17 protein-coding genes, 2 tRNA genes and 3 rRNA genes are annotated in these 23,127 nt (G+C 39.9%); 6 read left to right on the top strand and 16 right to left on the bottom strand.

Annotation, left to right across the window (positions count from 1 at the left end; translation table 11 throughout):
* Positions 1 to 27: 27 nt before the first annotated feature.
* A complete protein-coding gene (gene tgt, locus AACL18_RS01440) occupies positions 28 to 1,179 on the bottom strand; it encodes a tRNA guanosine(34) transglycosylase Tgt (protein ID WP_339050889.1) in 1,152 nt (383 codons plus the stop codon).
* Positions 1,176 to 1,898, bottom strand: a complete 723-nt coding sequence (locus AACL18_RS01435; protein ID WP_339050888.1) for an RNA methyltransferase — start codon at positions 1,896 to 1,898, stop codon at positions 1,176 to 1,178. Before AACL18_RS01435 ends, tgt begins: the two co-directional genes overlap by 4 nt.
* Before the next feature lie 157 nt (positions 1,899 to 2,055).
* On the opposite strand from AACL18_RS01435, the gene AACL18_RS01430 reads away from it, so the two are divergent.
* Complete coding sequence (locus AACL18_RS01430; protein WP_339050887.1) at positions 2,056 to 2,862, top strand: inositol monophosphatase family protein; 807 nt, start codon at positions 2,056 to 2,058, stop codon at positions 2,860 to 2,862.
* A gap of 17 nt (positions 2,863 to 2,879) precedes the next feature.
* Here AACL18_RS01430 and AACL18_RS01425 read toward each other — a convergent pair whose 3' ends face one another.
* The 10 genes from AACL18_RS01425 to AACL18_RS01380 all read right to left on the bottom strand — a co-directional run bounded on the left by AACL18_RS01425 (position 2,880) and on the right by AACL18_RS01380 (position 14,512).
* Entirely contained in the window at positions 2,880 to 3,626 is a 747-nt protein-coding gene (locus tag AACL18_RS01425; RefSeq protein WP_339050886.1) for a hypothetical protein, read from the bottom strand.
* A 219-nt stretch (positions 3,627 to 3,845) separates the two neighbouring features.
* Positions 3,846 to 4,760, bottom strand: coding sequence for a protein translocase subunit SecF (gene secF, locus AACL18_RS01420; protein ID WP_339050884.1), 915 nt, complete (start codon positions 4,758 to 4,760; stop codon positions 3,846 to 3,848).
* A gap of 18 nt (positions 4,761 to 4,778) precedes the next feature.
* On the bottom strand, positions 4,779 to 6,641 hold the full coding sequence (gene secD / locus AACL18_RS01415; protein ID WP_339050882.1) for a protein translocase subunit SecD: 1,863 nt from the start codon (positions 6,639 to 6,641) through the stop codon (positions 4,779 to 4,781).
* Between the two features lie 7 nt (positions 6,642 to 6,648).
* Positions 6,649 to 6,984, bottom strand: a complete 336-nt coding sequence (gene yajC, locus AACL18_RS01410; protein ID WP_339050880.1) for a preprotein translocase subunit YajC — start codon at positions 6,982 to 6,984, stop codon at positions 6,649 to 6,651.
* A gap of 88 nt (positions 6,985 to 7,072) precedes the next feature.
* Positions 7,073 to 8,110, bottom strand: a complete 1,038-nt coding sequence (queA, locus tag AACL18_RS01405; protein ID WP_339051575.1) for a tRNA preQ1(34) S-adenosylmethionine ribosyltransferase-isomerase QueA — start codon at positions 8,108 to 8,110, stop codon at positions 7,073 to 7,075.
* Positions 8,111 to 8,211: 101 nt separating this feature from the next.
* Positions 8,212 to 8,327 (bottom strand): 5S ribosomal RNA (rrf, locus tag AACL18_RS01400).
* A 312-nt stretch (positions 8,328 to 8,639) separates the two neighbouring features.
* A 23S ribosomal RNA gene (locus AACL18_RS01395) occupies positions 8,640 to 11,852 on the bottom strand.
* Positions 11,853 to 12,369: 517 nt separating this feature from the next.
* Positions 12,370 to 12,445: transfer RNA gene (locus tag AACL18_RS01390), tRNA-Ala, on the bottom strand.
* 174 nt (positions 12,446 to 12,619) lie between these two features.
* Positions 12,620 to 12,696, bottom strand: a tRNA-Ile gene (locus tag AACL18_RS01385).
* A 255-nt stretch (positions 12,697 to 12,951) separates the two neighbouring features.
* Positions 12,952 to 14,512 (bottom strand): 16S ribosomal RNA (locus AACL18_RS01380).
* Together the 16S, 23S and 5S rRNA genes with 2 tRNA genes alongside form the textbook arrangement of a ribosomal RNA operon.
* A gap of 506 nt (positions 14,513 to 15,018) precedes the next feature.
* On the opposite strand from AACL18_RS01380, the gene nagZ reads away from it, so the two are divergent.
* The 4 genes from nagZ (at position 15,019) to rho (ending at position 18,537) form a co-directional block, all read left to right on the top strand.
* Entirely contained in the window at positions 15,019 to 16,044 is a 1,026-nt protein-coding gene (nagZ, locus tag AACL18_RS01375) for a beta-N-acetylhexosaminidase (RefSeq protein ID WP_339050879.1), read from the top strand.
* Between the two features lie 9 nt (positions 16,045 to 16,053).
* Entirely contained in the window at positions 16,054 to 16,620 is a 567-nt protein-coding gene (locus tag AACL18_RS01370) for a hypoxanthine-guanine phosphoribosyltransferase (protein WP_339050878.1), read from the top strand.
* A gap of 40 nt (positions 16,621 to 16,660) precedes the next feature.
* Entirely contained in the window at positions 16,661 to 16,996 is a 336-nt protein-coding gene (gene trxA / locus AACL18_RS01365) for a thioredoxin TrxA (protein ID WP_339050876.1), read from the top strand.
* A gap of 284 nt (positions 16,997 to 17,280) precedes the next feature.
* Positions 17,281 to 18,537 (top strand): transcription termination factor Rho, encoded by a 1,257-nt coding sequence (rho, locus tag AACL18_RS01360; RefSeq protein ID WP_339050874.1) that lies wholly within the window; start codon positions 17,281 to 17,283, stop codon positions 18,535 to 18,537.
* 82 nt (positions 18,538 to 18,619) lie between these two features.
* Here the strand turns inward: rho and AACL18_RS01355 are convergent, their stop codons facing one another.
* Genes AACL18_RS01355 through AACL18_RS01345 form a run of 4 tightly spaced genes read right to left on the bottom strand, consistent with a single transcriptional unit; the run spans position 18,620 to position 21,336 of the window.
* On the bottom strand, positions 18,620 to 19,552 hold the full coding sequence (locus AACL18_RS01355; RefSeq protein WP_339050873.1) for a LysR substrate-binding domain-containing protein: 933 nt from the start codon (positions 19,550 to 19,552) through the stop codon (positions 18,620 to 18,622).
* A 57-nt stretch (positions 19,553 to 19,609) separates the two neighbouring features.
* Positions 19,610 to 20,194: a disulfide bond formation protein B gene (locus AACL18_RS01350; RefSeq protein ID WP_339050872.1), complete on the bottom strand. Its 585-nt coding sequence runs from the start codon at positions 20,192 to 20,194 to the stop codon at positions 19,610 to 19,612.
* Between the two features lie 11 nt (positions 20,195 to 20,205).
* Positions 20,206 to 20,358 (bottom strand): DUF5993 family protein, encoded by a 153-nt coding sequence (locus tag AACL18_RS08110; RefSeq protein WP_422395889.1) that lies wholly within the window; start codon positions 20,356 to 20,358, stop codon positions 20,206 to 20,208.
* A gap of 51 nt (positions 20,359 to 20,409) precedes the next feature.
* Positions 20,410 to 21,336, bottom strand: coding sequence for an L-threonylcarbamoyladenylate synthase (locus AACL18_RS01345; protein ID WP_339050870.1), 927 nt, complete (start codon positions 21,334 to 21,336; stop codon positions 20,410 to 20,412).
* A 175-nt stretch (positions 21,337 to 21,511) separates the two neighbouring features.
* On the opposite strand from AACL18_RS01345, the gene AACL18_RS01340 reads away from it, so the two are divergent.
* Positions 21,512 to 23,047 (top strand): c-type cytochrome, encoded by a 1,536-nt coding sequence (locus tag AACL18_RS01340; protein WP_339050869.1) that lies wholly within the window; start codon positions 21,512 to 21,514, stop codon positions 23,045 to 23,047.
* The last annotated feature ends 80 nt before the right edge of the window (positions 23,048 to 23,127 follow it).

The raw sequence follows: 23,127 nt of genomic DNA, 5'->3' as shown, positions 1-23,127 counted from the left end.
CAACCCTAAAATAAAATTTTTTGCCCGTTATTCATCAAAGATTGAACGTCGAATTTGTTCGCAAACATTGTGCATGATGTGTACGTTATGTATGCATGCCAGCTGGTTATAAAGAGACGATCCTTGTTTAAATAAAAAATGTAAATAGGCCCGAGTAAAATGCCGACAAGTATAGCATAAACACCCTAGTAAAATAGGATTTTCGTCCTTTGCGTAAATAGATTTTTTAATCAATATTCTTGCTTGTTTTTTTTCACTGATAAATTCTAACCAATTACCTTTTTTGATAATATTTCCGTGATAAAGTGCGCCATGTCGTGCATTGCGCGTTGGGGCAACACAATCGAATAAATCAATCCCTCTAGCCGCCACATCAATCAAATCTTGTGGATTAAGCCCTACTCCCATGGTGTAACGAACTTTATTTTCCGGTAATAATGGTCGAATCCAATCGATCACTTCAGTGGTTTTTTGCATGTCAAAACCAATAACTTCTCCGCCAATAGCAATGCCATCAAGTTCTGCGTCTAAGATAAATTGCGTACTCAATTCGCGAAGATCCCTAAAACGACCACCTTGAATAATACCAAATAAAGCTTGTTGATGACCATAAACTGCACCTGAATGTAAATAAGCTGCTTGTGAAGCTAATAACCAACGATGCGTACGTTCCATTGCAGCTAATGCAATTTCTCTACCACCATTTTCTGGAGTACATTCATCAAACGCCATGATGATATCGGCACCAATAATTCTTTGCGCTTCGATTGAGCTTTTCGGCGTCAAATGTATCACCTTTCCGGTAATAGGATGTTTAAAATGTGCCCCATCCGCATCAATTCGACAAATTTTGGCATTTTTAGATAAACTAAATACTTGAAAACCACCGCTGTCAGTCAGCATAGGTCCTTCCCAAGCCATTAAGTGATGCATCCCGCCACTCGCTAAAATAATCTCCATACCCGGATTGAGTAACATATGATAAGTATTGCCACCTAAAATAATTTGCGAACCCGCACTTTTAAGATCATGAGGCGTCATATGATTAACAAAAGCACGGGTCCCCACCGGCATAAAAGCAGGTGTTAACACACTGCCATGCCCTGTCGTTAGTTGAGTAACCCGAGCGTGAGAATTTTTGCTAGATTTAAGTAGTTGGCAATTAAATTGATTATTCATGATTTAGAGGCTAATTTTTTTTCAATCGTGCTGAGTATTCCCCGTAAAATTTTCACTTCATTGATATCTAATTCGGATCGGCTGAATAATCGACGTAGTCTATTCATGATTTGCTGACTACGAATGGGTTTTAAAAATTCAATTTTATTCAATAGCTCATGTAAATGTTGGTAAAAATATTCTTGCTGTTTGACATCTGCCAACTGGATGCTTTTTTCATCAAGTTTAGTTTCATGTAAAAAAGCCATGCGTAACTCATAACAAACAATTTGTACTGCGGCCGCTAAGTTTAAGGAACTATAATCCGGATTTGCAGGGATATTAATTTGAAAATGGCATTGTTGTAATTCTTTGTTGATAAGACCACATCGTTCCCGCCCAAAGACTACGGCTACCTTCTGCTTAGGATTAATAACTATTTTTTCAGCCGCTGCACGAGCCGTTAAAGAAACCCAGTTAAGCTCGCGGATACGCGTACTGGTGCCAAACACTAAATGACAATCCTGAAGCGCTGTAGCTAAATGGTCGACGACTATTACTTCCGCTAAGACGTCAATCGCATTGCTAGCGCGAGCGGATGCATTCACATGCGGAAAAGACTTAGGTTCTACCAAATACAGTTGTTTCAAACCCATGGTTTTCATCGCGCGAGCAGTAGCACCGATGTTTCCAGGATCGGTTGTGTTAACGAGCACGATCCGAATTTGTGAAAGTGGCATGGTTTTACCTGTAAACCTTTCAACGTAGGTTTTTTATAATCAATATCCATTGCATTTAAAGGCGGACTACATCTAAAGATATTTAAGATGCATAAGCTATGGTATCATCTTACACTTTTAAAAATATAGTATTAGTTTTCACTCTATCATCAATATCATGCACCCTTTTCTAAATATCGCCGATCGCGCTGCCCGCCTGGCAGGCAAGACTATTTTAGATGGTTTGAACCGTCTAGACCGACTTCGTATGCAACAAAAACAGGATAATCGCGGCGTTGTCACTGAGATCGATCTAAAAGCTGAAAAAATTATTATCTCTACTATCCAAGATGCTTATCCAAATCATGGGATCATTGCGGAAGAAAGCGAGCCAATTAACGGAGATAAATATACTTGGATTATTGATCCACTGGATGGAACCTGTAATTATGTCCATGATTTTCCACATTTTGCTGTATCTATTGCTGTTAAAAACAATGAAAAAGATTATATTGAGCATGCCTTAATCTATGATCCCTTACGCCAAGAAACATTTACAGCAACACGCGGCCAAGGTGCTTATTTAGATAATACACAACGTTATACGCGTCGTTTACGTGTCAGTACACGTTCCAGTATTCAAGAATCCTTAATAGGAATCTCAATTCCTAGCCGTGGCTTTAATACGATGACAACTTCTATCAATAAAGAAGCTTTACGCACAATGATGTCACAAGCCAGTGGCATACGCCGAACCGGATCAGCGGCACTTGATTTAGCTTATGTGGCGGCAGGACGCTTAGATGCTGCTTTGGAGCTTGAACTTGCGCCCTGGGATATGGCTGCGGGTGTTTTGTTGGTTATAGAAGCGGGTGGAATAGCTTGTGATATAAAAGGCGGTGAGAATTACTTTGAAGCTGGACATATCCTTGTCGCTAACTCCAAACTCTGCCCTGTAGTATTACAAGCTATTCGTTCACTTTAGTTTTTGTTTAGCTTTTTTTATTTTCTTATTCTAGTATATTCAATGCCATTTATTTCTTTAGGCTTTGATAAGCAAAAGCTACCTTTATAGGTAGAGGACTTAAAGAACGCATAGTTATTTAAACTAGGAATTAAATCTTTAAAAAACTCTTTGAATAAGTCCTTGATTTTATTAATTACATTTCTTTGATCTAGATGTGTCTTTAATTTTAGTTCTTTGTAATCAAGTTTAACCTCAGCGATAATATGTTGAAAATTTGCAATTTTTTTATCATTTATACCAACAAATAAACTGTGTGATAACTCCCCCCGAAGTAGATAACTACCTTCTTCTGCCTCTAATGTTAAGGAGTCATCAGGATTTGGTAAACTTGTATAGGTAAAATTTTCTTTGATTTTTAAACTATTTTCATTAAATGCAAAGCGCAATTCCTTTTGAGCGGATGCAGTACTATATCCTAAATGTGGCCTTGATAAACATCCCGCTACAATTGCTTGGAGGGGATACAAAAAACCACCCTGATGAAGGTATCTAGTAGCAAGATTCTTCCAGTTGATTAATTCCTCTTTTCCAGCACCTACGAATAATTCCTTCCATACTTTATCAAAATTATCTGCTGTAATTTCCGCAAACATTTCTCCCAACAATTTATCGTTAATATAAATATGTCCTTTATTTCTATTAAAATCATGCACAATCAAGCTATTGTCATCAGCAGGGAAAATCTTAAATCTTTTTTTAAATTCTCGATGATAAGTAGGCATTTTTTTATTTTTCTCGCTACAGTTACTGATTCTATTTATTGATAGTCTTTTACAGAAAGCACTATCTTTTTTATCATTCTTTCAGTTAGTTATATTAGCAACTATAGATTAAGTAAATATTAAAAAACTTATAGTTTTTATAAACAACGTATATACCGAGGAAAAAAATATAAAGGCTTAAAGACAAGATCTTCTGAGGGGATTAATAAATATATCGAATTAAGGTCTATCATCGACACTTTTTACTGGGGGTAAAAAATTACGTCGATCCAAACCTAATGCTACGGCAATAATTCCAGCCACATAAATCGACGAATAAGTACCCACAACAATTCCTATTACGAGTGCTAAAGCAAAACTATGAATCATCGTTCCACCAAAAACACACAGCGAAAGCACAACAAATAATGTCGTTGCGGATGTCATGATAGTACGCGACAAGGTTTGATTTATAGACAAATTAACCACTTCTACTGCCGTACCTTTACGAAGCTTACGAAAGTTTTCGCGAATTCGATCAAAGATAACGATGGTGTCGTTAAGTGAGTAACCAATTACTGCTAAAATTGCTGCTAATGCTGTTAGATTGAATTCAATATTAAATAAAGAAAATATACCCAAAATAACGATAGGATCATGAATCAAAGCTATTGCAGCACCTACAGCAAAACGATACTCAAAACGCAGTGCGATATAAATCATGATACCTAAGAGTGCAATAAAAACAGCTAGCGCGCCTTGGGTTGCTAATTCACGACCTACCTGAGGACCTATATATTCAATCTGTTTTAATTGTGCACCCGGTAAAGCCTTTATAATTTGTACGCTTAAATCATGTTGTGTAGTCTGCTGATGAGGCGCCAAGCTTATCAATATATCGCGTGAAGTTCCGTAACTTTGCACTAAGGGATCTTTAAATCCCGCTGCTTCTAATTGTTTTCTTAATAAGGGAATATCTGCCGTATGATTAAAAGAAACTTGTAATTGACTACCTCCTGTAAAGTCTAATCCCCAATGTAAACCTTTGATGATTAAGGACCCCGCTGAAATAATAACTAACAGTAGAGATAAACCTACCGCCCAGCGACGTAAGCCTAAAAAATTTATATGGGTTTGTTTTTTAAAAAATTCCACTGTTTTTACTCTTTAAAACTAAATACCAATCGGCAAACGTTTTAGAGGACGTCCTCCATAGCACGCATTGATCAAGGCTCTTGTTATCATGATCCCGGTTAACATTGAAGTGAGCAATCCTATGGTTAGAGTCACCGCAAATCCTTTGATTGATCCAGTACCTACTCCAAATAATATTAATGCGACTATTAAAGTTGTCACATTCGCATCAATAATAGTAATTAATGCACGATCGTAACCAGCATGAATACTTGATTGTGGTGACACACCATTGCGTAATTCTTCACGAATACGCTCAAATATTAAGACATTCGCATCAACAGCCATACCAACAGTCAGCACAATCCCTGCCATACCTGGCAAAGTTAACGTCATACCCAATAAAGATAATAAAGCAACTAATAGTACTAAATTAAGTGCTAAGGCTATATCAGCAATTACACCAAATACACCATAATAAACAGCCATAAACACAACTGCCAAAATAAATCCCACAATAATAGAAATAATTCCTTTATGGATATTCTCAGCACCTAATTGTGGACCTATGGTTCGTTGTTCGACCACATAAATAGGCGCTGGCAATGCACCCGCGCGTAACAATAAGGATAAGTTCAAAGCTTCTTGTGGATTGGTTAAACCAGTTACTTGAAAATTAGGAGGTAGTGCGGTCTGAATTCTAGCAATACTAATAATTCGTTCCACTTTACGAGGAATATGAATAATTTTACCATTTACTACTTTTGCACTGCTTTTAGTTTCAACATACACTATAGCCAGTGGCTTACCTACGTTTTCACCAGTCACCTGATGAAAATAACTTTCACCCCCTCCTCCCAAACTAATACTCACAGCGGATCGTCCCGATTCATCAAAGCTAGTTGAAGCGTCAGTAATCGAATTACCCGTTAAAATAACTTGTTTGTTTAGTAACACGGGTTGATTTTCATACTGATATAATTGTGTGCCCACAGGTGATGCCTTATCTACTTGTGCCAAATGTGGATCATGTATTGTATCCACTAAACGAAACTCTATCGTTGCTGTTCCACCTAAAATTTGTTGTGCTCGTGCTATATCTTGAACACCGGGTAAATCGACCAAAATTCGATTATTCCCCTGTTGTTGAACAATAGGTTCTGCGACACCCAACTCGTTAATTCGATTCCGTAAAGTATTGATGGTTTGGTCTATAGCCAATTGCCGTAAATTATTAAGTCCTTGGTTCGACCAAACAGCTACCAGTTGCTTGGGGTTTCCGGTTGCTTCAGTAAATTCAAAAGCTGGAAACTGTTGCTGTAACAACTTTTTTGCTTGGTTTAAATTATCTATGTCTCTAAATAAAATAGATAATTGTTTTTCTTTAGGTATTAATTCTGTATAGCGAATACGGGCTTGTTGTAAATTTTCGCTAATATTCTTTGCTAAACCTTGCATCCGTTGCGCAATAAGATTATTAATATCGACTTCTAAAGCGAAATGTACACCCCCGCGCAAATCCAACCCTAATTTCATAGGAGAAGCACCAATTGCCTGCATCCAACGTGGTGTTGAGGATAATAAATTAACCGCCACAGTATAATCATCACCTAAGGCAGAGGATAAAATATCTTTCGCTTTAAGTTGTGTATCCGTGTTATTAAATCGCAGTAAAAGCGTTTGCTGATTAAGCTCTTCACTAACAGGAAAAATCTGTACTGCTTTAATCAAGGCATTGACTTTGGTTTGTAAAGCTTCAAGGTTCACATGCATTATCGCTGTAGAAGGCGAAATTTGAACCGCTGGCTGCTCTGGAAAAAGATTAGGTGCTGCATAAATAAAACCAAGTATCAGCAACACCAGTAATAAACTATTTTTCCAGAGCGGGTATTTATTGAGCATAAATGGTTTAAGACTTCATAGTCCCTTTAGGTAATACGCTAGAAACAGCTGCTTTTTGTAAATTAATTTCCACGTTTTCAGCAACTTTCAGAGAAATCAAATCATCATTTAGGCGGGTAATCTTGCCGACTATTCCACCGGTAGTTGTCACTTCATCACCTATTGCTAAGTTGGCCATTAATTGGCGATGTTCTTTCGCGCGTTTCGCTTGCGGCCGCCATAATAACAAGTAAAAGATGACTACAAAACCTAATAAAATTAAAATTTGAGAATATCCGCTGGATTGAGGGGCTATAGTATTGGCGGCTGATTGAGCTAATACATCAGTGATAAAAAAACTCATACTTTACTCCTAAGGGGATCATGATATTAAGCCAAGCAATTTACCTGGTTCGTTGTCTATTCGCAAATTTTGTCCGCTGAAATTCTTCTTAGCTGATCCACATGGCATCGCCATAGCTAAAAAATCGATAATTCTGTTTAATCGCCTCATAATAGGATTGCATAACACGCTCATAGCCTGCAAAAGCACACACTAACATCAATAAAGTCGAATACGGCAAATGAAAATTAGTGATTATGGCATCGATACAACGAAAATTAAAACCTGGATAAATAAAAAGGCGTGTGCTTCCAACAAATGATTTGATCTGACTATTTAAAGTCGCAGTTTCTAAACTTCTCACTACTGTAGTTCCAACTGCTATAACGCGTTTATTATTTTGTTTAGTTAGGGTTATTTGTTCACAGACTGTTTCAGACACAGTAATATGCTCATTGTGCATACGATGATCTTCTAGACGTGCGCTGCGAATGGGTTGAAAAGTTCCTGAACCAACATGTAAAGTAATATAAGCAATATTTACTCCTTTAGCTTTTAATTGTGTTAACAAATCTTCATCAAAATGTAAACCTGCTGTCGGCGCTGCGATAGCACCTGGCGAAGATGCAAAAACAGTTTGATAACGTTCCCAATCAAATAATTCATCTGCTCTTTGTATATAGGGAGGTAATGGAATATGACCTATTTTATTTAATAGTTCTAAAATAGAGGTATTAGGTTCGATTAAAAAAACTAATTCAAATATATTTTCAGATCGAGCAGTGATTTCTAGACACACACCCGTTTCTAATATAAGTATAGTCCCCAATTTAAGTGACTTACTTGATTTTAACTGGGCTAAAACACATTTTTTGTTTAATATTTTTTCAATTAAAATTTCTACTTTTCCACCTGTCGTTTTCTTTGCAAACAATCGTGCTGGAATAACTTGCGTATTATTTAAAACTAACAGATCCCCTGGATTTATAAAATTTAAAATATCTTTGAATTTTTTATGTTGAATGGCACCTGTCGTTTTATTTAAACAAAACAATCGACTATCGGTGCGCTGCTTAGTTGGATAATGCGCTATTAGCTTTTCCGGAAGTGCATAAGCAAAATCTTCCAGTTTATATTGAGTTTGAATTTTCAAGATAAGCTAACCATAAAACAATGTAATAAATAAAGCAAAAGCCGGCCGATTAAAAGAAAAAACCCGCGAAAAGCGGGTTTTTATGTGTAACAGTAGCCTGGCGATGCCCTACTTTCCCATGGGGGAACCCCAAAGTATCATTGGCGCAGAATAGTTTCACGTCTGAGTTCGGAATGGGATCAGGTGGTGCCTATTCGCTAAGGTCGCCAGGCATTCATTTTGCGCTAAGTCGCTTGTCTTTTATTCGATCTCTTCGTTGGCTTAACTTTTCGGTGCTCATGTACTTTCCAGTACACTCCGCTACTCAAAGTTAACCCGCCTTGATCTCAAATAAAATTCATCGCTCCTTATCAACAGCGCGAATCCTATTTTACTTTCGCTAAATCTCTTTAAAACTTAGCAAAACCTTTATTAAAGTAAATTTACTTTAAATATCAAAACAAAAAATCTGTAAAAAGTGTTTATGTGGATATGCTTTATTCAGCCTATCTAGTATTCACTAAAGAATAACCAGTAGGATTCTCAAATCAAGCCACACGGTCAATTAGTATGGGTTAGCTCAATACATTGCTGCACTTACACACCCCACCTATCTACGTCGTCGTCTTCAACGGACCTTTAGGAGGAATAAATCCTCGGGAGATCTTATCTTGAGGGAGGCTTCCCGCTTAGATGCTTTCAGCGGTTATCCTGTCGGTACGTAGCTACCCGGCTATGCTTCTGGCGAAACAACCGGACCACCAGCGGTACCTCCACGCCGGTCCTCTCGTACTAGGCGTAGCTCCTCTCAAATCTCCAGCGCCCACGGCAGATAGGGACCGAACTGTCTCACGACGTTCTGAACCCAGCTCGCGTACCACTTTAAATGGCGAACAGCCATACCCTTGGGACCTGCTTCAGCCCCAGGATGTGATGAGCCGACATCGAGGTGCCAAACACCGCCGTCGATATGAACTCTTGGGCGGTATCAGCCTGTTATCCCCGGCGTACCTTTTATTCGTTAAGCGATGGCCCTTCCATTCGGAACCACCGGATCACTATGACCTGCTTTCGCACCTGCTCGACGTGTTTGTCTCGCAGTCAAGCACCCTTGTGCCATTACACGCAATGCGCGATGTCCGACCGCGCTGAGGGTACCTTCGTGCTCCTCCGTTACTCTTTAGGAGGAGACCGCCCCAGTCAAACTACCCACCATACACTGTCCCCAAGCCCGTTCAGGGCCCTAGGTTAGAACTTCAACTTTAACAGGGTGGTATTTCACCGGTCGGCTCCACGAATTCTAGCGAACTCGCTTCAACGCCTCCCACCTATTCTACACAGTTAAATTCAAAGTCCAGTGTAAAGCTGTAGTAAAGGTGCACGGGGTCTTTCCGTCTTGCCGCGGGTACGCTGCATCTTCACAGCGATTTCAATTTCACTGAGCCTTGGGTGGAGACAGTGTGGCTGTCGTTACGCCATTCGTGCAGGTCGGAACTTACCCGACAAGGAATTTCGCTACCTTAGGACCGTTATAGTTACGGCCGCCGTTTACCGGGGCTTCGATCCGCAGCTTCACCTGCGCTGACATGACTTTTGATCTTTCTCTTCGAATTATTCTTCTCTCTAATTCATTGTCAAAAGCCATCTCAGCGCAAGTTAACCACTTCAATTAACCTTCCGGCACCGGGCAGGCGTCACACCCTATACTTCCTCTTTCGAGTTTGCAGAGTGCTGTGTTTTTGGTAAACAGTCGCAACCACCTGATTATTTCAACCTCCCTCAGCTTATGGGGTAAACCCACTCACCAAAAAAGGTGCACCTTCTCCCGAAGTTACGGTGCCAATTTGCCTAGTTCCTTCACCCAAGTTGTCTCATCGCCTTAGTATTCTCTACCTGTCCACCTGTGTCGGTTTGCGGTACGGTTCCTATAGACCTGAAGTTTAGAGAGTTTTCCTGGAAGCAGGGCATCAATTACTTCGTCGTTAACCGAAGTTAACAACTCGTCGTCACGTCTCGAGATTAACGAACCTCCGGATTTTCCTAGAGATTCTCTCTACACGTTTAAACCGGAACTACCAGTCTCCGGCTAATCTAGCCTTCTTCGTCCTCCCATCACAGCCTATAAAAGTACAGGAATTTTAACCTGTTTCCCATCGACTACGCGTTTCCGCCTCGCCTTAGGGGCCGACTCACCCTGCGTCGATTACCGTTGCGCAGGAATCCTGGGACTTTCGGCGGGCGAGGTTTTCACTCGCCTTATCGTTACTCATGTCAGCATTCGCACTTCGGATACCTCCAGCAACCTTTACAGGTCACCTTCAACGGCTTACCGAACGCTCCTCTACCACATCATTGATTCGTAAACCAATGACATTCACTGCTTCAGTATTAGGTTTGAGCCCCGTTCATTCTTCCGCGCAGACCGATTCGACCAGTGAGCTATTACGCTTTCTTTAAAGGATGGCTGCTTCTAAGCCAACCTCCTGGCTGTTTAAACCTTTCCACTACGTTTCACACTTAACCTAACTTTTGGGACTTTAGCAGGTGATCTGGGTTGTTTCCCTTTTCACGACGGACGTTAGCACCCGCCGTGTGTCTCCCGTGCATCACGTCCTAGGTATTCGAAGTTTGCATCGGCTCAGTAAGTCGGGATGACCCCCTTACCGAAACAGTGCTCTACCCCCTAGTCGTTAACACGAGGCGCTACCTCAATAGCTTTCGAGGAGAACCAGCTATCTCCGAGCTTGTTTAGCCTTTCACTCCTAGCCACACCTCATCCCCATCTTTTGCAACAGATGTGGGTTCGGGCCTCCACTTAGTGTTACCCAAGCTTCACCCTGGACATGGCTAGCTCGCTCGGTTTCGGGTCGACTCCTAGCGACTCAAACGCCCTTATCAGACTCGGTTTCCCTTCGCCTACCCTATTCGGTTAAGCTTGCCACTAAAAGTCACTCGCTGACCCATTATACAAAAGGTACGCAGTCACTCCGCACTTTAATTACTCTGTGTACTATCTAAATAACACTCTTCGCACTTGAATTTTTGTCTACGTTACCGCTCAACTCGCAATCCTCATGTATAACTATACACTCCGGTTGCTCATCTTCACGGCGCCTTGTCAAAAATTCTATGGCTGTGAGCTTAACTAATTTTAATAGTCTTCTTTATTTTTCAGTTTGATTAAACTGCTCTACAAAGTAATTTAAGTGCGGAGCTCCTACTGCTTGTACGCAGACGGTTTCAGGTTCTATTTCACTCCCCTCACCGGGGTTCTTTTCGCCTTTCCCTCACGGTACTGGTTCACTATCGGTCAGTCGAGAGTATTTAGCCTTGGAGGATGGTCCCCCCATCTTCAAACAGGATTTCTCGTGTCCCGCCCTACTTGGTTTCACGCTTAGTCTCATTAACAGATTTTCGCCGACGGGGCTATCACCCTCTATGGCAGGCCTTTCCAGACCTTTTGGCTAACCTATTAACTAGCTCGTGAAGGCTCTTCCACGTTCGCTCGCCGCTACTTGCAGAATCTCATTTGATTTCTTTTCCTCGAGGTACTTAGATGTTTCAGTTCCCTCGGTTCGCTTTGTTAACCTATGTATTCAGTTAACAATGACCTATCTAAAATAGATCGGGTTTCCCCATTCAGATATCTCCGGATCAAAGCTTGTTTGCCAGCTCCCCGAAGCTTTTCGCAGGCTTCCACGTCTTTCTTCGCCTTCGACTGCCAAGGCATTCACCTTCTGCGCTTATTTACTTGATTTGAGAACCCAACTCGTTACTCTTCACTTCGCTTCGCTTTGTCTTTTTATTGATTTTCTCGTTGAAAGCTTGCCTGCGGTACTCATGTACTTCACAGTACACTCTGTTTCCTCGCCAATCTTTCGCCTCAAACTCAACAAAAATACTTCGCTCAGCAATTAGCTACTTAAATTTTCTAGATAGTTTTTACTTTACTTTTTTAAGAGTGAAATAAAACTCCTTTCCAATTTGAGTTGAAAGCTTGCAAGCTTTCACTTGTTGGATTTTCTGGTTCTTTTCGCTGAATGCAACATACCCTGAAATTGTTTTTATAAAACAACTTCATTCTTTCATTCTTGGAAGATCATAAAAAAATTTTACTTCTTTTACATCTTCGCGCCTTCTTACAGATTTCTGTTTTGTTAATGAACTTTTTTATAAACGCCTAAGACGCTTATTTCTTCCTTTATACCTTCATGGCTTCTTATTCTTTTTCCTTCTCTTCCTTATATTCTTAAATTCTTTTTGGGCCTGTATCTTGGTGGAGCCAGTCGGGATCGAACCGACGACCCTCGGCTTGCAAAGCCGATGCTCTCCCAGCTGAGCTATGGCCCCTCATACTTTAGAAAGCTTGTCTTTTACTCGATTTCTACGTTAAAAGCTTGCTTGCAGTACTCATGCACTTCGCAGTGCACTCCGTCCCTCGCCAAGCTTTCGCCTTGAACTCAAATAAAATTCTTCGCTTCTCTAGTTCTGCACCCAAAAGACTTTTTTACTCTAGTCTTAAGCTGGTGGGTCTGGGTGGACTTGAACCACCGACCCCACGCTTATCAAGCGTGTGCTCTAACCAACTGAGCTACAGACCCTTAATCTTGCACAAAGCTTGCCTTTTAATTGATTCCTTCGTTGGCTCGTCTTTTCCGATGCTCATGAACTTTTCAGTACATTCCGCTTCGCAAAGCTAAACCGCATTGAACTCAATTAAAATTCTTCGCTTCTCTAATTCAGTTATTTATTCATTCTCTAAACTCAGGATTCGATTGTCTCTATCGACTCTTTGTTTAAAGTAAGCAATGTGTGTGGGCGCTTAGGCGTTAGGGTTTCTTATTGTCTTATTTTCATAAGGAGGTGATCCAGCCGCAGGTTCCCCTACGGCTACCTTGTTACGACTTCACCCCAGTCATGAATCTTACCGTGGTCGGCGATCTCCTCTTGCGAGGTTAATCTACCGCCTTCTGGTAGAACCCACTCCCATGGTGTGACGGGCGGTGTGTACAAGGCCCGAGAACGTATTCACCGCGACTTGCTGATTCGCGATTACTAGCGATTCCAACTTCATGGAGTCGAGTTGCAGACTCCAATCCGGACTACGAAACGTTTTAAAGGATTGGCTCCCCCTCGCGGGTTGGCTTCCCTCTGTACGCCCCATTGTAGCACGTGTGTAGCCCTACCCATAAAGGCCATGATGACTTGACGTCGTCCCCACCTTCCTCCGGTTTATCACCGGCAGTCTCCCTTAAGTTCCCAGCATAACCTGTTGGCAATAAAGGATAAGGGTTGCGCTCGTTACGGGACTTAACCCAACATCTCACGACACGAGCTGACGACAGCCATGCAGCACCTGTCTCTTGGTTCCTTTCGGCACAAAAGCATCTCTGCCTTCTTCCAAGGATGTCAAGGGTAGGTAAGGTTCTTCGGGTTGCATCGAATTAAACCACATGCTCCACCGCTTGTGCGGGCCCCCGTCAATTCCTTTGAGTTTTAACCTTGCGGCCGTACTCCCCAGGCGGAGAACTTAACGCGTTAGCTTCGCTACGTCATGCAGAGATTGCTCCCTACACATCACAGCTAGTTCTCATCGTTTACTGCGTGGACTACCAGGGTATCTAATCCTGTTTGCTCCCCACGCCTTCGCGCCTCAGTGTCAGTTAAGATCCAGGTTGTCGCCTTCGCCACTGATGTTCTTTCCGATATCTACGCATTTCACCGCTACACCGGAAATTCCACAACCCTCTATCTCACTCCAGTCGACCCGTTTTCGACGCAATTCCCAGGTTAAGCCCGGGGATTTCACATCAAACCTAGTCAACCACCTACACGCCCTTTACGCCCAGTCATTCTGATTAACGCTTGCACCCTCTGTATTACCGCGGCTGCTGGCACAGAGTTAGCCGGTGCTTATTCTGCGGGTACCGTCATAGCAACGAGTTATTCGCTCGTTACCTTTCTTCCCCACCTAAAGTGCTTTACAACCCGAAGGCCTTCTTCACACACGCGGCATCGCTGGATCAGGGTTTCCCCCATTGTCCAAGATTCCCCACTGCTGCCTCCCGTAGGAGTCTGGGCCGTGTCTCAGTCCCAGTGTGGCTGGTCATCCTCTCAGACCAGCTACGGATCGTCGCCTTGGTAGGCTTTTACCCCACCAACTAGCTAATCCGACGTAGGCTCACCCCAGAGCGCAAGGCCTTTCGGTCCCCTGCTTTTGATCTCTCGATATCATGTGGTATTAGCCCGAGTTTCCTCGGGTTATCCCACGCTCCAGGACAGATTCCTACGCTTTACTCACCCGTCCGCCACTCGCCACCCATAAAGACCGAAATCTTTACTGTGCTGCCGTTCGACTTGCATGTGTTAGGCATGCCGCCAGCGTTCAATCTGAGCCAGGATCAAACTCTTCACTTTTTTGTTTAATCCCGTCTCACTCAAATTATGATCTCTCACAATCTCAGCGCTCGGTTTGCTAATACTTATAACTATTAGGTTTTATCCCAATAGCCCTCATATCGGCTCTTGCCAAGCGCCCACACACTTTGCTTACTGCATACTTAATTTTTAATGAACTTCTTTTGGATTTTTCTTAGGCCTTGTTTAGCTTTTATCCTAAACCCTTTCTAAGCTTTTACCCTTTCTCTCAAGCCGAAAACTCAAGAGCTCGCGAATTCTACATCAATCAGCTTTTCTGTCAAGCAGAATGTTTGTTAAAAATATTTCCGTTATATATTGCTTCAATTCAATTGTTTTGTTGCTTACAGGACGTAAACCGTCCCAACGATTGAACTGAGAACTTTTCTTTTTTAAGTACCAAATAGAGTTGATTAATTACTAATTTAAATGGTGTTATAATTAAAGTACTAGAAGTAAAGTTAATTTTTAATTAAATTTTTTTTAAAATTTGTTAAGCGAAATTTATGGGACCTATTATATTGGATTTAGCAGGCTTAGAATTAAGTCCTGATGAACGTGAAATAATCAAACATCCTCAAGTGGGTGGTATCATTTTTTTTCAGCGTAATTTCGAATCGACTTCTCAACTTGAAAACTTAATTTCACAAATTCATTTACATAGTAATCAGCAACTGCTATTGACTGTTGATCAAGAAGGAGGGAGAGTTCAACGTTTTCAAAATGGATTTACGTCGCTACCTGCCTTGGGATTAATTGGCGCTCGTTATGATCAAAACCCTGATGAAGCTATTCAACTGGCTGAGACACATGGCTGGTTATTAGCCTGTGAATTATTGGCGGTTGGAATTGATCTTAGTTTTGCACCCGTTTTAGATTTAAATAATAATTTAAATCAAGTCATAGGGTTACGTGCATTACATAGTAACCCTACTGTTGTGGTTAAATTAGGAAGCGCGGTCATCGCGGGGATGCATCGTGCTGGGATGTGTTCTGTTGGTAAGCATTTTCCTGGACATGGCTCTGTCAGTGCAGATACACACACACATTTCACCGTCGACGATAGAGATTTTCAAACTATTGAGGCCCAGGACTTAATCCCGTTTTCTCAATTAACACCTTACTTAGATGGCATAATGGCTTCTCATATAGTCTACAATCAGGTTGATCCGCTACCCTGCGGCTTCTCCTCTTACTGGCTACAATCTATTTTGCGTCAACAATTAAATTTTACGGGCGCAATCTTCACCGACGATTTATCAATGAAAGCGGTACAACATATGGGCACTATTTCCGAACGCGTTCATCTTGCGTTACAAGCTGGATGTAATGGATTATTAGTTTGTAATTGCCGAAAAGACGCTATCTTGGCATTAGAATATTTAGAACGCTACCCTGAATTAATTAAACTTTATAATTCTCAGCACTTGCAAAAATTATTTCCTCGTCGCACACTAACGCTCCCCGCACTACAACAAACTGATGCCTGGCTTAGTGCGGTTAATCTATTAAAACCATTATTCGAACATTAGGATGCATTCATGTTAATTCCGAGTCATATACAAGAAGTCGAAAGAAAAGCGACTCGTCTTTTTACTAAAGAAGAAATCGAAAAAAGTTTAGATAATATGGCTAAGGCAATTAGCAATAAGTTAAGTGAAAGCAATCCACTAGTCTTATGTGTCATGATTGGAGGTCTTATCCCAGCAGGAAATTTACTACCACGTCTAGATTTTCCCTTAGAACTCGACTATGTTCACGCTACTCGCTATGCACATGATACAGTTGGGCAATCTGAAATCCTCTGGATAGCTAAACCACGCGTATCGCTCAAAGGTCGTAATATATTGATTATAGAAGATATTCTTGATGGCGGCTTGACATTAGCAGCTATCGTTGATTATTGTCATGCACAGGGGGCCAATACAGTATATACCGCCGTCTTACTCGACAAACAAAAAGCTGAACGCTTGCCTGGAGGAACAACTTCCGCAGATTTTACAGCTATTACTATGGATCATGGTTTTGTTTTTGGATATGGGATGGACTATAACGGTTATTTACGGAATGCTCCTGGCATTTACGTTGTAGCCCCTGAGCATGAATAACTTGTCAAATATTTTTTTTGAGGTTAAATAGGTTACTACCATGAATAACTCTTCCATTATTACTCTTAACGATGCTTCCTTTGAAAAAGAAGTATTACAAGTCGATTCGTCATTTATACTCGTTGATTTTTGGGCAGAATGGTGTGGGCCCTGCAAAATGATCACCCCTATTTTAGAGGAGCTAGCCCCAAAGTATCTCGGAAAAATAAAAATTGTCAAATTAAATGTTGACGAGAACCCTAATACCCCGGCAAAATACGGTGTGCGTGGTATTCCTACATTAATCCTCTTTAAAGATGGAAAGGCACTTGAAACTAAAGTCTGCGCCTTATCGAAATCTCAGTTAGAAACATTTTTAGATAAACATCTTGCTTAAAGACCAATGTATTCTATAACTATTTTTCTAAGTAGGATGAGCCTTGAGATAAACACGATTACCAAGCATTAACACTGTTTTTGGGATTACAGGTAACTTTTTTCGCATCATTTATTTAAACCATGCGAGGAGCACTATTTGTATCTCTACTCGGATATAACATTATAAAATGAATTTATTTAACACGCTCTAAATTCTTGACACATCCTTTATATTAAATATTCCAATTAAATACTTAAACTTACTCAATTTTTTACACATCCTTTTATGAAAGAAACAATACTATGAATTTAACAGAACTCAAGAAAAACTCCCCGGCCGAACTCGTTGCCATCGCTGAAGAATTAAAAATAGACGGTCTAGGTCGCCTGCACAAAAAAGATATGATCTTTTCTATCCTCAAAGCTTTAGCAAAAAGAGGAGAAGACATCTATGGGGACGGCGTATTAGAAATATTACCGGATGGCTTTGGCTTTTTACGTTCTGCAGAAGGATCTTACCTTGCCGGCCCTGATGACATTTATGTTTCTCCTAGTCAAATTCGACGCTTTAATCTTCACACTGGCGACACTGTTTCAGGAAAAATTCGACCTCCTAAAGAGTCTGAACGTTATTTTGCTTTACTTAAAGTAAGCGAAATTAATTTTGACGCTCCTGAAAATGCTAAAAATCGAGTTTTATTTGAAAACTTAACTCCTTTATTTCCCGACGAACGCGTGACGCTGGAACGTGGAAACGGCAGCACAGAAGATATCACTGCTAGAATTATTGATTTAGTTGCTCCGACTGGAAAAGGACAACGTGGTTTAATTGTATCTCCTCCGAAAGCCGGGAAAACGATGATGATGCAGAACATTGCACAATCGATTTCGCATAATTGTCCAGAATGCTATTTGATTGTTTTATTAATTGATGAACGTCCTGAAGAAGTAACCGATATGCGACGCTCGGTTCGTGGTGAAGTTATTGCAAGTACTTTTGATGAACCTGCAACACGCCATGTCCAAGTTGCAGAAATTGTTATTGAAAAAGCGAAACGATTAGTCGAACACAAAAAAGATGTTGTTATTTTATTAGATTCTATCACCCGTTTAGCGCGTGCTTATAATACCGTTATTCCTTCATCTGGAAAGGTATTAACCGGTGGTGTCGATGCGAATGCACTACAACGACCAAAACGTTTTTTTGGAGCCGCACGTAATATAGAAGAAGGTGGTAGTTTAACCATCATCGCCACCGCATTGGTGGATACCGGTTCAAAAATGGATGATGTTATTTATGAAGAATTTAAAGGAACCGGAAATATGGAAATTCATCTTGATCGACGGATAGCTGAAAAGCGTATTTATCCTGCTATCCACTTAAATCGATCCGGTACCCGACGTGAAGAATTACTGGCTAAACCCGATGTATTACAAAAAATGTGGATATTACGGAAAATTTTACAATCCATGGATGAAGTCACCGCTATGGAGTTTTTAATTGAACGTTTAAAAAACACCAAAACTAATGACGAATTTTTTGACTCAATGAAAAAATAATCTTCGGTAATGTTTTATTCATATCAATTTAGTTTTTGACAATTGCCAAAAGAATTGCGAATTGAGAAACATAAGCAAAAATTCAAGTGCGAAGAGTACTAGTTGATTTAAGTTTTTTTTCTAAATCGGTTAATACATCTGGGAGCGTATTTTCAATAACTATCGCTAATTTTTTGCAACAAGGTTCCAAAACACTATCTTTACGCCATAAAATTCCAATTTTTCGTTCTGGTATAGGAGCAGCAAAAGGTTTGTTGATTGTCAAAGAATGTTCTTCCAACGCTAATAAAGGAAGCAAAGTAATTCCCGCGCCACTGGCTACCATATTCCGCAAAGTTTCTAAACTAGTTGCGCGATAATTCATCTTTTCCTTAAGATTACTTTTTTTATGACAAACCTCTAATGCCTGATCCCTAAGGCAATGTCCTTCTTCTAAAAGAAGCAGATTATCGCTGTTTAAATCGTCTAAATGCAGCTCTTTAGAATTATGTAATGGGTGTGATATCGGCATAACCAGAAAAAAAGGTTCTTTAAATAAAGTTTGTACAATCATGCCTTTATGCTGAACCGGTAATGCTAATATCACAGCATCTAAATTACCCTGATTCAATTGAGTTAAAAGCGCCTCTGTTTTATCTTCATATAAATATAACGTAAGTTTTGGTAATTGCTGCTTTATGAAAGGTAAAATATGCGGAAGTAAATAAGGCCCCAAGCTGGGAATCAGTCCTAAACGTAACTCAGCAAAAAAAGGGTCGTTAGCTAATTTTGCCAATCGCTCAAGTTCATTCACTGCATTCAATACATGCTTTGCTTGTTCAATAATACGCAGACCTGATGTTGTAATTAAAACTCTTTTTTGACCACGTTCAAATAATTGCACACCTAGAGCGTGTTCTAATTTTTTTAATTGTATACTTAGGGTTGGTTGACTAACCGAACATGCTTTAGCGGCCTTTCCAAAATGACGGTGGTCAGCTAGAGCTAATAAATATTTAAGATCTTTCAGATTCATAATACCTCGAAGTAACAAGCTAATTTTTATTGTTTTAGCATTTTTTAAATAGGAAAATTAAGCATGTTTAGAATGAGAGGCTACTAATTGAATCTCATATTTGACTGGATTTTCTGGGCAAGCTTTAATTCCACATTCTAAATAAGTAGAAATACCATTAAAAATGGCTAAAAGGAAAACCACTGCAAAAGCAGTATGAGTTAATAATTGCATACCTTTGGTTTTTGATGGCTCATCATATTTATATTGAGGGAAAAAACTAAAAATAATTGAGATATAAAAGATAATGCCTACACACAGAAGAAACAGCCAGGTATAAAGATGTAACCCCAATAAAGGTAAACCATAGCCCGGGTCACCTGGGATTACGTGAAGAAAGATTTGGCGCACGCAAATAGAGGCCGTTAGCATTGCCGATAATAGCGACAAAGTATAGTGCACTGGACGTATCTTAAATTGTGCATTCAACAAAAACCCAAATGCTATTGCCAATACACCAAGCCGCTGCAACAAACATAAAGGACAAGGTAATTCGTGATAACCTATTTGTAAAATGAAGGCCACTAACAACAAAAAAGCCAACCCTATAGCATCTATCGCATTGAGGGTTTTAACAATTTTTACTACTTTGGAGGGTTGCATAATAATTACCTCTAAAATTGCAGAGATAACTGATTAGTTATATGATGAATGAACACAAACGCTGTTAATAGCAAAATGACCATAAATAAACCTATAGCAAGCCTTCTCTGCCTGCACCAGGCCAAGAGCACACAAAGACTATAGAGAAAAAAAAGCACTAACATAAGTGTCCACCATATAAGCGCTTTTAATCTAGCCTAGTTTTAATAAAAAATCTATGCAGAATACTTATCTAGTATCGCTTGTATGCCTGTCCATGCTTTAAGCCTTGGCACAGATTCCACCAAAATTGCATCGTGATGCTGTTCAGCCTCATGCAAATATTTATATAACACCTGGCCATATTGACTAGCCTCGTTAGGCATGCGAATCCAAGTTAAGTTTTTATATTTTTTCTTTGTTGGACCCAATCCAAACACAGTTAATGTTTTATTTTGATTTAAATATCTATCGATAATGAACGCTAATTCATGCTTGGAAACTTGCTTTAATAACGGCTTTTTAGAGAGGCAATGAGATAATGTGAACTCCTTAATTTCGTAAGGAGTGATAGATTTTAGTTGTTCTAATGAAATAGCACCCACTCTAAGTATGCGCGGAATAACAAAAGTTACATCAATAATTGTCGATTCAATGCCAATCGCACAAGGTCCACCATCAATAATGAGCTCGAGTTCATTATCAAATTCCTGTCGCACATGTTCAATTTGTGTAGGACTCAGATGAGACGAGCGGTTTGCAGAGGGTGCCGCCAAACCACTACCAAACGAATTTAGGATAGCTTGCGCAATAGGATGATCTGGTACTCGTAAACCTATTTTATCTTGTCCACCGGTTAACGCTGTCAACACCGATTTTTCTTTATGTAGAATAAGCGTCAAAGGGCCTGGCCAAAAATGCTGAGCTAATTTTTCAGCTACCAATGGAATATCACGCGCCCATTTATCCAATGAATGTTCTTTAGCCAACAAAACGCTTAAAGCTTGATTGGTGGGACGTTTTTTCAATGCAAAAATTTGCTGAACTGCTGCTACATTTCTTGCATCCCCCGCCAAGGCATAGAGCGTTTCAGTAGGAAAAACAACCAATTTTCCTTCTTTTAAAAGCTTAACAGCTATAGCTAATTCATTTGAATTAATCATTTGATAAAGCTCACATTAATTTGCAGCAATATTTAAAAAAGTTATCTGTCATGCTACTAAATAGATTATAATGTTTTGACTTAATTTGGACAAACTACTTAAAGCCTGCGTTGCATGAAGCACTTGCATTTAGGCTTTCAATACATTCTAAAAAAGATTGGATTCGTAAAGGACTATGAATAAAATAATCTTAAGCTATCGCTATAAATTTTTAAAAGATTCTTTTTTTCTATTTATATTCTTTCTCATATCAAGCTTAGTATTTGCCAACTCAAATGTTGATAAAATAAAAAAAAATCCAGAGCTCAATATCCCCTATCCTGCCATTAATTACCCTAAGGATGCTACATTACGCCAACTCATTAAGCGCGGCGAATATTTAAGTAAAGCAGGAGATTGTATTGCTTGTCATACCGATACTAAACATCACGGCAAACCTTTTGCAGGAGGTTTAGGAATTTACACCCCTTTCGGAAGCATTTATTCTCCTAATATTACGCCAGATAAAGCCACAGGAATAGGATCTTGGAGCGATAAAGATTTTATCCGTGCCATGCATGAAGGAATAGCGCCCGATGGAAGTTATTATTTTCCGGTATTTCCTTTTGCTAGCTTCACAAAAATCAATACTGATGATTTATTAGCGCTCAAAGCTTATCTATTTAGTCTAAATCCGATTAAAAAAGCTAATCAAGTTAATGAAATGATGTGGCCATTTAATTGGCGGTTTTTGCAATTGGGATGGCGAATCTTATTTTTTCGTTCCGGAGAGTATGAAATAGATAAACAACAAACGATGTTATGGAATCGTGGCGCATATTTAGTCCAGGGTTTAGGTCATTGCGGCATGTGCCATACGCCTTTGAATTTGCTAGGCGCAGAAAAAAAGAAAAACTATTTAACGGGTGGTTTTATCCAAGGTTATTATGCGCCTAATATTAGTGGAAATGGATTAAAAAACGTCAGTATCGACGATATCCGGGCGGTATTTACAAAAAACAAAATGTTAAGAAACTCCGGTATCGTAGCAGGCCCTATGGCAGAAGTTAATAGTAACAGTCTTAAATATTTATCCATCGCCGATTTAAATGCTATAGCGCTTTATTTAAAAACTGTAAAAAGCTATGTACCTTATTCAGCTTTTAGTGGACCTATTACCTCGAAAACCGGTCACAAGGTTTATGAATCTTATTGCGCTGTTTGCCATACGAGTGGGGCTGCAGGCGCTCCGAAATTAGGTGATACCGTTGAATGGGAAAAACGTTTGAAACAAGGTAAAAGTATCGTTTATGATCGGGCTATTCACGGTTTTAATTCCATGCCGCCTAAGGGTACTTGCACCGGCTGCTCAGATGAAGCAGTAAAAGCCGCAGTTGATTATCTCATCCTCAATGACCAGAGTGGAACTACTGCTACGATACCATTACAAGAAATACCACTCAGCTTACAAATAGGAAAACAAATTTATCAACAACATTGTGCTGTCTGTCATGATAATGGAAAGTTAGGCGCACCCATATTAGGGGATAAAACTAAGTGGAAACCTATTATTGCAAAAAATATCGATGTTTTATTTGCACATACTATCTATGGATACAAAAAAATGCCCGCAAAAGGCGATTGCAAAAACTGTAGTAATTCCGAATTGGAAGCAAGTGTAAAATATATGGTTGAGCAAAGTAAAACTACAGGAAATTATTCCCTATGGTAAAATTTTAAACTAAAGCATTTTAAATTAATTTAATTTTTTATATTTCAAGCTGGGAGATACGAAAGGATTCCTAATTTAAA

The sequence above is a fragment of the Rickettsiella endosymbiont of Xylota segnis genome, from assembly GCF_964019545.1.
Lineage (GTDB): Bacteria > Pseudomonadota > Gammaproteobacteria > Diplorickettsiales > Diplorickettsiaceae > Aquirickettsiella.
Note: the sequence above shows the minus strand (reverse complement) of the source record. Positions and strands in the feature narration are given on the sequence as shown.

Excerpts from the sequence above, each read along its gene's own strand:
- tgt (WP_339050889.1), bottom strand. The coding sequence starts at position 1,179 with ATGAATAATCAATTTAATTGCCAACTACTTAAATCTAGCAAAAATTCT.
- AACL18_RS01435 (WP_339050888.1), bottom strand. The coding sequence starts at position 1,898 with ATGCCACTTTCACAAATTCGGATCGTGCTCGTTAACACAACCGATCCT.
- AACL18_RS01430 (WP_339050887.1), top strand. The coding sequence starts at position 2,056 with ATGCACCCTTTTCTAAATATCGCCGATCGCGCTGCCCGCCTGGCAGGC.
- AACL18_RS01425 (WP_339050886.1), bottom strand. The coding sequence starts at position 3,626 with ATGCCTACTTATCATCGAGAATTTAAAAAAAGATTTAAGATTTTCCCT.
- secD (WP_339050882.1), bottom strand. The coding sequence starts at position 6,641 with ATGCTCAATAAATACCCGCTCTGGAAAAATAGTTTATTACTGGTGTTG.
- yajC (WP_339050880.1), bottom strand. The coding sequence starts at position 6,984 with ATGAGTTTTTTTATCACTGATGTATTAGCTCAATCAGCCGCCAATACT.
- nagZ (WP_339050879.1), top strand. The coding sequence starts at position 15,019 with ATGGGACCTATTATATTGGATTTAGCAGGCTTAGAATTAAGTCCTGAT.
- AACL18_RS01370 (WP_339050878.1), top strand. The coding sequence starts at position 16,054 with ATGTTAATTCCGAGTCATATACAAGAAGTCGAAAGAAAAGCGACTCGT.
- trxA (WP_339050876.1), top strand. The coding sequence starts at position 16,661 with ATGAATAACTCTTCCATTATTACTCTTAACGATGCTTCCTTTGAAAAA.
- rho (WP_339050874.1), top strand. The coding sequence starts at position 17,281 with ATGAATTTAACAGAACTCAAGAAAAACTCCCCGGCCGAACTCGTTGCC.
- AACL18_RS01355 (WP_339050873.1), bottom strand. The coding sequence starts at position 19,552 with ATGAATCTGAAAGATCTTAAATATTTATTAGCTCTAGCTGACCACCGT.
- AACL18_RS01350 (WP_339050872.1), bottom strand. The coding sequence starts at position 20,194 with ATGCAACCCTCCAAAGTAGTAAAAATTGTTAAAACCCTCAATGCGATA.
- AACL18_RS08110 (WP_422395889.1), bottom strand. The coding sequence starts at position 20,358 with ATGTTAGTGCTTTTTTTTCTCTATAGTCTTTGTGTGCTCTTGGCCTGG.
- AACL18_RS01345 (WP_339050870.1), bottom strand. The coding sequence starts at position 21,336 with ATGATTAATTCAAATGAATTAGCTATAGCTGTTAAGCTTTTAAAAGAA.
- AACL18_RS01340 (WP_339050869.1), top strand. The coding sequence starts at position 21,512 with ATGAATAAAATAATCTTAAGCTATCGCTATAAATTTTTAAAAGATTCT.